This window comes from Kitasatospora sp. NPDC004614, assembly GCF_042873675.1.
Lineage (GTDB): Bacteria > Actinomycetota > Actinomycetes > Streptomycetales > Streptomycetaceae > Kitasatospora.
The window spans coordinates 145,960-158,893 of the sequence record NZ_JBIALR010000010.1 but is presented as its reverse complement, the minus strand read 5'-3'; the positions used below and the strand labels follow the sequence as shown (position 1 = coordinate 158,893).

General features: G+C 71.8%; 10 protein-coding genes. 2 read left to right on the top strand and 8 right to left on the bottom strand.

The window, feature by feature from the left end; translation table 11 throughout:
* Nucleotides 1-60: 60 nt before the first annotated feature.
* Entirely contained in the window at nucleotides 61-2,145 is a 2,085-nt protein-coding gene (locus ACFYST_RS21850; RefSeq protein ID WP_387864656.1) for a prolyl oligopeptidase family serine peptidase, read from the bottom strand.
* 335 nt (nucleotides 2,146-2,480) lie between these two features.
* Here ACFYST_RS21850 and ACFYST_RS21845 point away from each other — a divergent pair, with 335 nt between their 5' ends.
* Nucleotides 2,481-2,909 carry a hypothetical protein gene (locus tag ACFYST_RS21845; RefSeq protein ID WP_387864653.1) on the top strand — a complete coding sequence of 143 codons (429 nt, stop codon included), beginning with the start codon at nucleotides 2,481-2,483 and terminating at the stop codon, nucleotides 2,907-2,909.
* Between the two features lie 118 nt (nucleotides 2,910-3,027).
* On the opposite strand, the gene ACFYST_RS21840 is transcribed toward ACFYST_RS21845, so the two are convergent.
* From ACFYST_RS21840 to ACFYST_RS21830, 3 genes are all read right to left on the bottom strand, one after another.
* Complete coding sequence (locus ACFYST_RS21840; protein ID WP_387633916.1) at nucleotides 3,028-3,357, bottom strand: ArsR/SmtB family transcription factor; 330 nt, start codon at nucleotides 3,355-3,357, stop codon at nucleotides 3,028-3,030.
* Between the two features lie 46 nt (nucleotides 3,358-3,403).
* Nucleotides 3,404-3,778: a hypothetical protein gene (locus tag ACFYST_RS21835; RefSeq protein WP_100584647.1), complete on the bottom strand. Its 375-nt coding sequence runs from the start codon at nucleotides 3,776-3,778 to the stop codon at nucleotides 3,404-3,406.
* A gap of 825 nt (nucleotides 3,779-4,603) precedes the next feature.
* Entirely contained in the window at nucleotides 4,604-5,335 is a 732-nt protein-coding gene (locus ACFYST_RS21830; RefSeq protein ID WP_387864650.1) for a hypothetical protein, read from the bottom strand.
* Between the two features lie 451 nt (nucleotides 5,336-5,786).
* On the opposite strand from ACFYST_RS21830, the gene ACFYST_RS21825 reads away from it, so the two are divergent.
* Entirely contained in the window at nucleotides 5,787-8,621 is a 2,835-nt protein-coding gene (locus ACFYST_RS21825) for a DEAD/DEAH box helicase (RefSeq protein ID WP_387864802.1), read from the top strand.
* A 78-nt stretch (nucleotides 8,622-8,699) separates the two neighbouring features.
* Here ACFYST_RS21825 and ACFYST_RS21820 read toward each other — a convergent pair whose 3' ends face one another.
* From ACFYST_RS21820 to ACFYST_RS21805, 4 genes are read right to left on the bottom strand one after another with little or no spacing between them, the layout of a single operon-like run.
* A complete protein-coding gene (locus tag ACFYST_RS21820; RefSeq protein ID WP_387864648.1) occupies nucleotides 8,700-9,899 on the bottom strand; it encodes a type III PLP-dependent enzyme in 1,200 nt (399 codons plus the stop codon).
* On the bottom strand, nucleotides 9,896-10,891 hold the full coding sequence (locus tag ACFYST_RS21815; RefSeq protein ID WP_387864646.1) for an alpha-ketoacid dehydrogenase subunit beta: 996 nt from the start codon (nucleotides 10,889-10,891) through the stop codon (nucleotides 9,896-9,898). The genes ACFYST_RS21820 and ACFYST_RS21815 overlap by 4 nt, the downstream gene beginning before the upstream one ends.
* Entirely contained in the window at nucleotides 10,888-11,979 is a 1,092-nt protein-coding gene (locus tag ACFYST_RS21810) for a thiamine pyrophosphate-dependent dehydrogenase E1 component subunit alpha (protein WP_387864643.1), read from the bottom strand. The genes ACFYST_RS21815 and ACFYST_RS21810 overlap by 4 nt, the downstream gene beginning before the upstream one ends.
* On the bottom strand, nucleotides 11,976-12,890 hold the full coding sequence (locus ACFYST_RS21805) for a phytanoyl-CoA dioxygenase family protein (RefSeq protein ID WP_387633894.1): 915 nt from the start codon (nucleotides 12,888-12,890) through the stop codon (nucleotides 11,976-11,978). Before ACFYST_RS21805 ends, ACFYST_RS21810 begins: the two co-directional genes overlap by 4 nt.
* Nucleotides 12,891-12,934: the final 44 nt, after the last annotated feature.

Below are 12,934 nucleotides of genomic sequence, written 5' to 3'. Positions count from 1 at the left end.
CCCGCTCCTTAGCGGAAGGAAAGGTAAAGGGATGGTCGGTAATATTTCACATGTCATGCTTCAGGTGGAAGAGGTCATCCCCAACTCCCTGCGCAGGAAGTCCAGTTCCACCGCCGCCACCCGCTCCAGCTCCCCGTCCGGCAGCATGTGGCTCACCCCCGGCAGCGGCAGCACCGCGTGCGGACGGCCCGCCCGGGTCAGCGCCTGCGACAGCAGCATCGTGTGCGAGGGGTGCACGTTGTCGTCGGCCAGCCCGTGGATCAGCAGCAGCGGACGGGTCAGCGACGGCGCGTCGGCGAGCAGACAGTCCGCCTCGTACCCCTGCGGGTTCTCCTGCGGCAGCCCCAAGTACCGCTCGGTGTACGCCGTGTCGTACAGCCGGAAGTCGGTCGGCGGCGCACCCGCGCTCGCCGCGTGGAACACGTCCGGACGGCGCAGCACCGCCAGCGCCGCGAAGTAGCCGCCGTACGACCAGCCGCGCACGCCCACCCGGGACAGGTCCAGATCCGGGTGCGCCGCGGCCAGCGCGTGCAGGGCCGCCACCTGGTCGTCGATCGCCACCTGCGAGAAGCGGCGGAAGATCGCCCGGGTGAACTCCGGTGACACGAAAGGCGTTCCGCGGTTGTCGACGGTCACCACCGCGAAGCCCTGGTCGGCCCACCACTGCTTCAGCTGCCAGCGGCGCGGCTCGTTCGCGACCGCCTGGTAGCCCGGGCCGCCGTACACGTCCAGCAGCACCGGCAGCCGGCGCCCCGCCACGTGCCCGCGCGGGTACAGCACCGCTGTGGGCAGCCCGTGCTCGGTCACCCGGGCCAGCAACGGCTCCGGCCGGTAGGGGAGTTCGGCCGTCAGGGCGGGGAGCTCGCCGGTGCGGACGCCGTGCTGACGGAATTCACGCCGGACGCCGTCGAGGGTGGCCGAGACGAGCAGCAGCACGCCCTCGCCGTGTGCGGCCACCGCGTGCACGCCCGGGCCCTCGGTGAGCCGCTCCGGGATGCCGCCGTCCGGGTCCAGCAGGTACACGTGCTGGTCGGCCGGGTCGCCGTCGCCCGCCTCGACCAGCAGGCCGCCCTGCCACGGTCCGACCACCCGGCGCACCTGCAGCCGCTCGTCCGTCAGCGGCTTGCCGTCCAGCGCCAGCCCGCGCGCCGCCGGGGTGTCCGCCGAGGTCAGCACCCGACCGTCGGGCAGCCGCAGCGGGGTGCCCGGCAGCGGGTCCACCCAGAACTCGTCCTCGGTGCACGAGAGTTCACGCGTGATGCCGGTGGCCGGGTCGGCGCTCAGCAGCAGCACTCGCTGCTGCAACCGGTCCGCGACGGTCAGCAGGATCTCCCCGTCGCCCTCCCAGTCGGCCGCCAGCAGGTACGGGAACTCGGCTTCGTCCCAGCGCAGTCGGGTGCGGGCGCCGGACAGGCGCAGCACCCACAGCTGGACGTCCGCGTTCGGGCCGCCCGCCTGCGGGTAGGCGAACGAGTCCGGCGTCCGCTCCGGGTGCGCCAGGTCGCCCAAGTGCCGCAGCGGCAGCGCCGATTCGTCCACCCTGGCGGCCAGCAGCGCGGTGCCGTCGGGCGACCACCAGTGGCCCCGGGAACGGCCCAGTTCCTCGGCCGCCGCGAACTCCGCCACACCCCAGCGCGCCCCGTCCGCCGGACTGAGCCGGCCGCCCGGCGCCAGGTACAGCGCGTCGTCGGCGACGTACGCGACCAGCGAACCGTCCGGGTTCGGTCGCGGGTCGAACGCGGGCGCCGAGACCGGGAGTTCGGTGCAGGCGCCGGCCGCCGTCTCGCAGCGGAAGAGCCGGCCGTCGAGGGCGAAGACGGCCGTGGCGAGATCGGCGGTGGCCGCGAACGAGCCGATGCCGGGCGCCCACAACCGGATCCGTTCGCGCAGGCGACGCTCCAGCGGAGGCAGGTCCGCGACCGCGCCGGTGCGGGCGGGCGCGAGCGCCAATGGGTCTGCCAGCAGGCGCTCTTGATGGATCGTCAGGTCATAACTCCACAGTCGCTCGACCGGGTCGGTCGGGCCGGTGGAACGCAGGAACAGAGCGCGGCTCGCGTCGGCGGCGAGGGTGACCGCGCGGGGCGAGCCGTAGCTGAAGCGGCCGGTGGCGGCGCTCAGCGCGAGGAAGGAGTCGGTGTGGGTCACCTGCCGATGGTGGCCGGGGAGGGCGTGATTCGGCTAGAAGTATGACGTGTGAAATGTCACACAGCATCGGCCCTCGCGTCCGGAGCAATCCGGGGGCGGTTCCTGGAGGTGTACCCGGAGGGCGGAAGAGGCCGAGCCGAACGAGTAGCCGAGCGGTCGCATGTGGTTACGCGAGCGAACGGCTGGGCGAACGCCCGAGTGGACGTCAGGGTGGACGTCAGGGTGGGCGTCAGGGTGGGCGTCAGGGTGGACGTCAGGGTGGACGTCCGAGCGGACGGCTTCGGTGCCGAACTCGCGATCTTCCCTCTGGCTTTGGAGAAACCTTGAAGCCCACCATGCGACGCCGACTCTGCCGTCTCGGCCTGCCCCTGGCGGCCGCCGCCCTCGTCACCACCGCGTTCGCCGCGGACGCCCAGGCCGCCGTCCGCGGCGGCGGTTACGGCGGTGGCCACGGGGGCTGTTCGAGCGGCTGCAACAAGCCCGGCGGTGAGCCCGGTGATCTCGGCGAGGAGGACGAGGACTTCCTCCAGCCGACCATCATCGTCTACGAGTCGCTCTCGATGGACGAGACCCTCACCGGCACCGCGCAGTGCCCCGACGACACCACCATCACCGGTGGCGGCTTCAGTTCGGACGGCACCGCCGCCGGCGACAGCTTCCCGTCGGGCGACAACATGTGGACCGCGACCATCTCGACCTCGTCCGGGACAGAGATGTTCACGGTCTGCGCGGTGTGCCTGCCACTCGCCCTCGCCGAGTCCTGATCCGGGCGGACCGGGCGGACCGGGCGGACCGGGTGGGCCGGGTGGGCCGGGCGAACTGCGTGACCGAACACCACTGACGGGCCATCCGGATGGGGGCAGGGTGGCCCGTCGGGGGTGGTCAGTGGGACGCGCGGAGCTCTTCCAGCAGCATGCCCTGGTCGGCGAGCAGCTCGGTGAGTATCCGGCGTGCGGTGCGCAGCAGTTCGGCGACGTCGGCGCCGGCCAGCGCGTAGACCACGGTGGATCCCTCGCGGGTGGCGGTGACCAGGCCGGAGCGGCGCAGGATGGCCAACTGCTGGGAGAGGCTGGACGGTTCGATCTCGAGCTCGGGCAGTAGGTCGCGGACGGGCGTCGGCCCCGCCTGGAGTAGTTCGAGCACTCGGATCCGGACCGGATGGCCGAGCATCCGGAAGAACTCGGCCTTGGCCTGGTACAGCGGTACGGGCATGCTTCCTCCCCTTTGTCGCCGGCGGCCCGCAGGCCGCCGCCCGCGCTCAGACCTCCAGGGACGCCTCGATCCGCTTCAACTGATGCCGGGCCATTGCCAGGTTGGACCGGCTGCGGTTGAGCGCGAGGTAGAGGAACAGTCCTCGCCCGCCGGCCGTGGTGAGCGGGCGGATCAGGTGGTACTGCCCGGTCAGGGTGACCAGAATGTCCTCGATGCCGTCGTCGTGGAGGTTGAGCATCTCCATCGCCCGCATCTTGGCACGCACCAGGTCGGTGTTGGCAGCGGCGGCGACATTCAGATCGATCTCCCCGCCGTCGCCGAGAGTGCCCAGGGCCATCCCGCTGCCGTAGTCCACCAGGGCCACCCCGATGGCACCTTCGATGGTCATGGCTTCCTTGAGCGAGGTCTCGAGATTCGCCATCGCCTGTCCTCCTGTCGTGGGGTTCGGTGGCACGACTGTAGGAACCGGATCGCACTGCGGCCATCTGGTGATCGCAATCGTTCGACTCTGGTCGGAAGTCGATCGAGCGAGGCCGATTCGCTGACCACATGAAGACATTTGCAACTCTGGATGTGAACAGTTCACGTGAGTGTGATTTCCGCAGCGGCTCCGGCTGATCACGTTCGAAACCGCCGACCAGATCATCTACGCGCGGATCATCTCCGCATAGATCAACGCGTCGGAGCCGCCCGAACCGCTCACCCCGTGCGACGCGGCCGCCCCGAAACGAGACGCACCCGCGCCCGAAACGTGACGGCGCACCTGGCCCGCGAAACGTGACGACGCGCCCGCCCCCGCGACGTGACGACGCGCCCGCGCCCGAAACGTGACGGCGAACCCGCCCCCAAAACGTGACGGAGCCCGGGAGCGGTATCCAGCTCCCGGGCCCCTGCGGTGCCACCCAATTGCTCTGCGCCGGCACGTTTAAGGCCGAGGGTCACTCTCACAACGTCGTGCTTTGCCATTGAAGCTACCGCGCCGCGGAGAGGCGCAGGCGGGAGTCGAACCCGCATCCGACGTTACCGGCCCTCGACCGGTCGATCCGGCGCTCGGCGGCGAATGCTGAGACTTGAGCGAGAGTCTGAGATTGACGGGGCTGCCTCTGCCAAGTTGGGCCACCCCGGCGCGTGTTGGTGCCGGGGGGAGGACTCGAACCTCCACCTTGTACCCCGAAGTCAGCTTCAACTTCAGTGTCAGCTTGCGCTCTTCGCGCCACCCCCGGTCTCACCCGGGGGGCTCATGGGGCTACCCGAACAGGTAGCCGAAAACGGCGTCGCCGACCCGGCGGTCGGTGACCTCCGCGGCGTTCGCCTCCTCGCGGGCGAACTGCACCGCCTGCTGGAGCTTCTCCACCCGCTCCAGCAGCTCGTTCACCCGCCGCGCGGGCAGCGCGCCGGAGAACTTCACGGTCGTCCAGTACCCGATCGCGACGTCCTCGTAGTAGACCTCGACCTGCGCCGGGTGCTTCTCCGTCGCCTCCGCCTTCACATGGTTGCGCGGCACCTTCTTGGTGCGGATGGTGCGCACCGCCTCGGTCTTCCACGCGTCCGAGGACGGGTCGTGCGACCAGGACTCGGCGGCGTCCAGCACCGGCAGCTTGCGGACGAACGTCCGCAGGTCGGTCAACTGCTTCTCCAGGAACAGCAGGTAGGTGACGGGCGCGCCGGCCACCAGCGTCCGCCCGTCCACCACCACGTCCGCCCGGGCCTCGGTGTTGGCCCAGTCCTTGGTGGCTGTCACGTCGAACAGCCGGGTCAGCGTGGTGGCGGTGGCACGCAGCACGTCCTCCGCCTTGACCTGCACCCGCGTCGACTCGGGCGGCAACTGCTCGCCCTCCTCGTCCTTCGGCTGGTACGACCGGGAGATACCGGCCAGCAGCGCGGGCTTCTGCAGATCCTGGTGAGCCTGCGTCAGCTCCTGGAACGACTTCGACTTGACGCCTTTTTCCACGGCGATGATCTGGTTCAACTTGGCCACGGCGAGGACGCTAGCGGAACGTGAGTTCGACCCGCACCCGGTTTTCCGAACCGCCGGGACACCCCGCCGGAACCCCACCAGGACCCCGCCCCGCACCCCGTCCAGCCCGATCCGCGCGCCCCGCCTGCATTCCAACCCACCCGATCCGCGCGCCCCGCCCGCATTCCACTCCACCCGATCCGCGCGCCCTTTCCCGATCACCCCCGGCACCCGTCCGATCACGCTTCGCACCGCCCGACCGCAACCCGTTTCAGCTGCCGGAAAAGTCTGATGTTGATGTCACTCCAGACGGGTAATCTCAGGCTGAGATGCTCGATCACCACACCCCAAGCACCCGCCGCGCCCCGTCGCCGTCCCAGGCCACGGCCCCGCAGCCGCAGGCGTCGCCGTCTGCGCCCCCGTCCAGCCACACCCACGGGAAGAAAAGGTGACGCCAGTGCACGGCAACCCCATGCCCGAAGAGCAGCTCAGCCCCGCCGAGCGGTACGCGGCCTCCCGCGAGCGCGCCAAGGAGCAGGCAACGGCCCTCTACGGCTTCCAGCAGTTGTACGACTTCCCGCTCGACGACTTCCAGGTCCGCGCCTGCCAGACTCTGGAGAGCGGCAAGGGCGTCCTGGTCGCCGCCCCCACCGGCAGCGGCAAGACCATCGTCGGCGAGTTCGCCGTCCACCTGGCGCTGGCCGCCGGCCGCAAGTGCTTCTACACGACGCCGATCAAGGCGCTGTCCAACCAGAAGTACGGAGACCTGGTCAAGCGCTACGGCGCCGCCAAGGTCGGCCTGCTCACCGGTGACAACTCCGTCAACGGTGACGCGCCGGTGGTCGTGATGACCACCGAGGTGCTGCGCAACATGCTGTACGCGGGCTCCAGCGCCCTCGACGGCCTCGGCTACGTGGTGATGGACGAGGTGCACTACCTCGCCGACCGGTTCCGCGGCGCCGTCTGGGAGGAGGTCATCATCCACCTCCCCGAATCCGTGATCCTGGCCTCGCTGTCCGCGACCGTCTCCAACGCCGAGGAGTTCGGCGACTGGCTGGACACCGTGCGCGGCGGCACCGAGGTGATCGTCTCCGAGCACCGCCCCGTCCCGCTGTGGCAGCACGTGATGGCCGGCAACCGGATGTACGACCTGTTCGCCAGCCCGGACCGGGACGGCCGCCCCAAGGGCAGCCTGAAGAACCCCGCCAAGGCGGTCAACCCCGAACTGGTGCGCCTGGCCCGCTCCGAGAGCGACCGCGGCCGGGACAGGTTCGCCCGCGGCCGCGGCCGCTCGATGCCCGCCGGCCGCCCCGGCCGGGTCTGGACGCCGGGCCGGGTCGACGTGATCGACCGCCTCGACGCCGAGGGCCTGCTGCCCGCGATCACCTTCATCTTCAGCCGGGCCGGCTGCGAGGCCGCCGTCCAGCAGTGCCTCAACTCCGGCCTGCGGCTGAACCGGGAGGCCGACCGCCTCACCGTCCGCCAGTTCGTCGAGGAACGCTGCCGCGACATCCCCGACGAAGACCTCAACGTGCTCGGCTACTTCGAGTGGCTCGACGGCCTGGAGCGCGGCATCGCCGCCCACCACGCCGGCATGCTGCCGCGGTTCAAGGAAGTCGTCGAGGAACTCTTCGTCAAGGGCCTGGTCAAGGCGGTCTTCGCCACCGAGACGCTCGCCCTCGGCATCAACATGCCCGCCCGCTCGGTGGTCATGGAGAAGCTGGTCAAGTGGAACGGCGAGACCCACGCCGACATCACCCCCGGCGAATACACCCAGCTCACCGGCCGGGCCGGCCGCCGCGGCATCGACATCGAGGGCCACGCCGTCGTGCTGTGGCAGCGCGGCCTCGACCCGGAGGCGCTGGCCGGCCTGGCCGGCACCCGCACCTACCCGCTGAAGTCGTCGTTCCGCCCGTCCTACAACATGGCCGTCAACCTGGTCGGCCAGTTCGGACGCCACCGCTCCCGCGAACTGCTGGAAACCTCCTTCGCGCAGTTCCAGGCCGACCGCTCGGTCGTCGGCATCGCCCGTCAGGTCCAGCGCAACGAAGAAGGCCTGGACGGCTACCGCGAGTCGATGACCTGCCACCTCGGCGACTTCGACGAATACATGTCGCTGCGCCGGGAACTCAAGGACCGCGAGAACGAACTCGCCCGCGAAGGCTCTTCGCAGCGCCGCGCCGCCGCCATCGACTCCATCGAGCAGCTCAAGCCCGGCGACATCATCCACGTCCCCACCGGCAAGTTCGCCGGCCTCGCGCTCGTCCTCGACCCCGGCCTGCCGCCGGACGTCCGCGGCCGGCACGGGCGCAGCGGCCCCCGTCACCCCGACTACCAGGACGGGCCGCGCCCCGTCGTGCTCACCGCCGAACGCCAGGTCAAGCGCCTCGCGATGATCGACTTCCCGCACCCGGTCGCCGCCATGGACCGGATGCGCATCCCCAAGTCCTTCAACCCGCGCAGCCCGCAGTCCCGCCGCGACCTCGCCTCCGCGCTGCGCACCAAGGCCGGCCACCTCGAACCCGAGCGTTTCCGCAAGGGCCGCGCCGCCGCCGCCGACGACCCCGAGATCGCCCGGCTGCGCGCAGCCCTGCGCCAGCACCCCTGCCACGGCTGCGACGAACGCGAGGACCACGCCCGCTGGTCCGAGCGCTACCACCGCCTGCACCGCGACACCGAACTGCTGGAACGCCGGATGCGCTCCCGCACCCACACCATCGCCCGCACCTTCGACCGGGTCTGCGGCCTGCTCACCGACCTCGGCTACCTCAGCGGCGACACCGTCACCGACGACGGCAAGCGCCTGGCCCGGCTCTACGGCGAACTCGACCTGCTCGCCTCCGAGTGCATCCGCGAAGGCATCTGGGACGGCCTCGCCGCCGCCGAACTCGCCGCCTGCGCCTCGGCGTTGGTCTACGAGGCCCGGCAGTCCGACGACGCCACCGCCCCCCGGGTCCCCGAGGGCGGCGCCAAGGACGCGCTCGGCCGGATGGTCCGGATCTGGGGCAAGCTCGACGCACTCGAGGAGCAGCACAAGATCTCCACCGCCGAGGGCGTCGGCCAGCGCGAACCCGACCTCGGCTTCGCCTGGCCCGCCTACCGCTGGGCGCTCGGCCACGACCTGGACTCCGTCCTGCGCGACGCCGACATGCCCGCCGGTGACTTCGTCCGCTGGACCAAGCAACTGATCGACGTCCTCGGCCAGATCCAGGACGCCGCCGGCGACAACGTCGAACTCCGCCGCACCGCCCGCAAGGCCGTCGACGGCATGCGCCGCGGCATCATTGCCTACTCGTCCGTCGGGTAACCACATTTTCGACACCCCGGGCCCGGCCATTCGCACAAGTGGCCGGGCTCGCTCGCGTCGGGGGCGCCTCGGTCGAGGTCAGGCGTCGGGCGGGAGGACCGTGTACGGCAGGGGGTCGAAGCCGTTGAAGCCCTGGGTGAGGTAGCTGACCGCGTAGGCGCCGCTGGAGAGGATCCAGACCGGGTCGCCGGAGGCTGCCGTGCGGGGGACGGGGACGCGGCCGGTGGTGTGGCCGTGGGGGAAGGTGTCGTCGCTGTCGCAGGTGGGGCCGGCGATGATGGCGGGGACGCGGTCTTCGTCGGGGTGGGTCGGGAAGACCAGGCGGTACTGGACCTGGTCCATCTCGTACAGGCCGTTGAACTTTCCGCAGGCCAGGTAGAGCCAGTGTTCCCGCTCGCCGTCCGGCTGTTGGCGGTCGGTGAGGCGGTAGACGTGGGTGCGGATCGCGCCCTGGTCGGCGACCAGGTGGCGGCCGGGCTCGAGGACGAACCGCAGGCCGCCGCCGTGCAGTCGGCGCAGCCGGTCGAGGCCGTGGCGGACGGTGTGGAAGATCTCGTCGAGCGGGGGTTCGAGGGCGGCGCTGTAGCGGTCGACGTAGCCGAGGGCGGGCAGGCCGCCGCCGAGGTTGACGTGGTCGAGGCGGATGCCGTCCCGTTCGAGTTCCACCATGACGTCGGCGAGCAGGTCGAAGGCCGCCGTCCAGGCCTCGGCGGTCAGTTGCTGCGAGCCGACGTGCACCGAGAGTCCGGCGGGGGTCAGTCCGGCGGCGCGGGCCGCGGTCATCACGCGGACGGCGTCGGCCGCCGAGCAGCCGAACTTGCGGCTCAGGCCCCAGAGCGCGCCCGTGCCACTGGTGGCGAGCCGGCAGAACACCCGGGCGCCGGGGGCGTGTTGGGCGATCGCGGCGACGTCCGCGAGGCTGTCGGTGGCGAAGTCCCGGATGCCCAGACGGTGGGCCTCGGCGACGCCCCGGTCGGACTTGATGGTGTTGCCGTAGTGCACCCGCTCGGCGGGGACGCCGGTGCGCAGGGCCTGGGCGATCTCGTTCGGGCCGGCGGCGTCGAAACCGGCGCCGAGCGCGGCGAGTTCGGTCAGTACCTCGTCCACCGGGCAGGCCTTCATGGCGAACCGGACGGCGACGCCCGGGAGTTCGTCCCGCAGCGCGGTGTAGCGACGGGTGATGCCGCCCAGGTCGTAGAAGATCCGGTCGTCGCCGGACGCCGCCAGGGCGGAGCGCAACGCCGGGCTGAGGGAGGTGAGTTCGGCGGTCAGGTTCACTGTCCCCGGTCCTTGCCGCACGAGGGTTGTTGCTGCTTCATCACCGCACGGACGGCGTCGCGCAGTTGGTCGCGGTTCGGCTGCAGGGCGCGGTCCAGTGCGGGGGCGAACGGCAGGACGGTGCCGTCCGGGCGGGTGATCCGCCGGGGCGGGGCGATCAGGCGCATCTCCTCGGCGGCGGTGGCGATGATCTCGCCGCCGATGCCGCAGCTGCGGTTGGAGTCGTCGATGACGACCAGCCGGCCGGTGCGTTCCAGCGAGGCGGCCAGCGCCGTCCAGTCGAAGGGGTACAGGGTGCGCGGGTCGAACACCTCGACGGAGACCTCGGGGGCGAGCTCCTCGGCGACGGCCAGCGCGTCGTGCACCAGGTGGCCGACGGCGACCACGGTGACGTCGGTGCCCTCGCGGTGGATCCGGGCCGAGCCGAGCGGGATCGGCGCGAGCTCCCAGGTCACGGTCTCGCGCACCGGCAGGGCGCCGGCGGGGGCGAAGACGACCACCGGGTCCGGGTCGGCGATCGCCGAGCGGAGCAGCCCGTAGGCGTCGGTGGGCGTGGCCGGGACGACGGTCTTCATCCCGGCGTGCGCGAACAGGCTGTACGGGTGGTCGGAGTGCTGCCCGGCCCAGCCGTCCCGGGAGCCGGAGCCCGGCACCAGGCAGGTCAGCGGGACGCCGGTCTGGCCGCCGGTCATCAGCGAGAACTTGTGGGCCTGGTTGACGAGTTGCTCGAAGACCAGGAACAGCAGCGAGGGGATCTGGAACTCGATCACCGGCCGCCGCCCGGTCAGCGCGGCGCCGATCGCCATCGAGGTGAACGCCTGCTCGGAGAGCGGGGTGTCGACGATCCGGCCGGGGCCGAAGCGGTCGAGCAGCTTGAGGGTGGGGCCGGCCATGCCGGCGCCGATGTCCTCGCCGAACACGCAGACCGCCGGGTCCTCGGCGAGCGCGTCGATGAGCGCCCGGTTGAGCGCCTTGGTGTAGGAGAGCCTCATGCCCCGGACCCCGCCCTCGGACGCAGCCCGTCCGCGTAGAGGTACTCCAACGCGCCATCGGGGGACGGGAGTTCGGAGCCGAGCGCGAACTGCCGGGCGGCGGCCAGCTGTTCGGCCACCGAGGCGTCCAGCCGCTCGGCCAGGCCGGGCGGCAGGAGCGCGGCGGCGCGCGGCAGCGGGTCGAGGCCGCGCCAGCCGGCGACCTCCTCCGGGGTGCGGTAGCGCAGTTTCATCAGCCGTTCCATGGTGTGGTGCCCCTCGAAGCGGTAGGTGCGGCACTCGAGGAAGCCGGGTCCGCCGCCGGCCGCGGCCCGCGCGACGGCTTCCGCGGCCGCCGTGCGGACGGCCTCGGTGTCCATCCCGTCCACCTCGACGGCGGGGATCCCGAAGGCGGCGGCCCGGCCGGTGGCGCTGCCGGCCACCGCGGTGGCGGCCGGCAGCGTGGTGGCGTAGCCGTTGTTCTCGCAGACGAACAGCACCGGCAGCCGCCACATCGCGGCCAGGTTGAGGGACTCCAGCAGGACGCCCTGGTTGAGCGCGCCGTCGCCGAAGAACGCGACGGCGACCCGGTCCTCGCCGGCCTGCCGGGCCGACCAGGCGGCGCCGACCGCGATCGCACCGCCGGCGCCGACCATGCCGTTGGCGCCCAGGATGCCGAGCGAGAAGTCCGCGGCGTGCATCGAGCCGCCCCGTCCCCGGTTCAACCCGCCGGTGCGGCCCAGCAGTTCGGCCAGCAGCCGGTCCGGGGCCGCGCCCTTGGCGAGCACATGGCCGTGGCCCCGGTGGGTGGAGGTGATCCGGTCCTGCGGGCGCAGCGCGGCGCAGACGCCGACCGCCACCGCCTCCTGCCCGATGTACGGGTGGATGCCGCCGGTGATCTCCCCGGACTTCACCAGGCCGAGCGCGAGCTCCTCGAAGCCGCGGATCAGCCGCAGCATCCGGTAGCGCCCGGCGGGGGAGTCGAGGCCGACCGGGTCGTGGTCGTGGTCGTGGTCGTGGCCGCGGTCGACCGGGTCGTGGTCGCGGTGGTGGTCGCGGGAGCCGGGCAGGTCCGGCGTGGGCAGGTCCGGCGTGGGCAGGTCCGTCACCGGGCTCCCCGCCAGATGACCGGGCAGATCTCCGGGTCGGCGTAGTCGGGGCGGCCGTCGGCGGTGCGGCGGACCAGCACGTCGTGGTTGTACGCGGCGGGGGAGCCGTCCGGGCGGGTGGCGTGGCGGTACTCGTTGGCGCCGTCCTGCAGGTGCAGCGAGATCGCCCGGCGCGGGAAGTCGGCCAGGTTGGCGCCGCTGCCGTGGTAGGTGCGGCAGTGGTGGAAGCTGATGTGCCCGCGCGGGATCACCACCGGGACCTTGCGCACCTCGGCGCCGTTGTGAGCGGCGTTGGCGGCCAGGATCGACTCCAGCTCGGAGCGGTCGCGCTGGGCGAAGTGCCGGGTGGCGTCCTCCTCGGAGGGCAGCTCCTCCCAGCGGTTGCTGCCGTCGACCATGGTGATGGTGCCGTTCTCCACCCCGCAGTCGTGGAACGGGATGAAGGCGGTCAGCATGTCGTCCGAGGTCGAGGTGTGCCAGTAGTGCTTGTCGAAGTGCCACGGCACCTGGTTGGAGGGCTCCTCCGGCACCGGCGGCTTGAAGATCAGGGTCGACTGGAAGATCCGGATCTCCTCGGCCCCGGCGAGCACCGCGGCGACGGCACCGACCAGTGGCTTGCGCAGGATCGCGGCGATCGCGTCGCTCTCGTAGTGCACGTAGTCGTTGTGCCGCTGGACCTGCCCGTGCGCGGGCTCCCAGGCGGCCAGCCGCGGCGGGCGGACGGCGAGGGTACGGTCGCGCCGGCCCTCGTAGTAGTCGTCGGTGGCGGCCTGGAGGGTGTCGATCTCCTGGTCGGTGAACAGCTTCCCGGAGAGGTACCAGCCGTGCTCGCGGTAGCCGGCCACCTCCGCGGGCGTGGGCAGCAGGGCGGTCTCGGCCGGGGTCAGGACGAACGCGGGTGCGACGGTCACGGGGTGCTCCTCCTCGGAGGACGGGTGCGGGGCAGGCGTCGGGC

Excerpts from the sequence above, each read along its gene's own strand:
- ACFYST_RS21840 (WP_387633916.1), bottom strand. The coding sequence starts at position 3,357 with ATGCCCGTACCGCTGTACCAGGCCAAGGCCGAGTTCTTCCGGATGCTC.
- ACFYST_RS21845 (WP_387864653.1), top strand. The coding sequence starts at position 2,481 with ATGCGACGCCGACTCTGCCGTCTCGGCCTGCCCCTGGCGGCCGCCGCC.
- ACFYST_RS21835 (WP_100584647.1), bottom strand. The coding sequence starts at position 3,778 with ATGGCGAATCTCGAGACCTCGCTCAAGGAAGCCATGACCATCGAAGGT.
- ACFYST_RS21815 (WP_387864646.1), bottom strand. The coding sequence starts at position 10,891 with ATGAGGCTCTCCTACACCAAGGCGCTCAACCGGGCGCTCATCGACGCG.
- ACFYST_RS21825 (WP_387864802.1), top strand. The coding sequence starts at position 5,787 with ATGCCCGAAGAGCAGCTCAGCCCCGCCGAGCGGTACGCGGCCTCCCGC.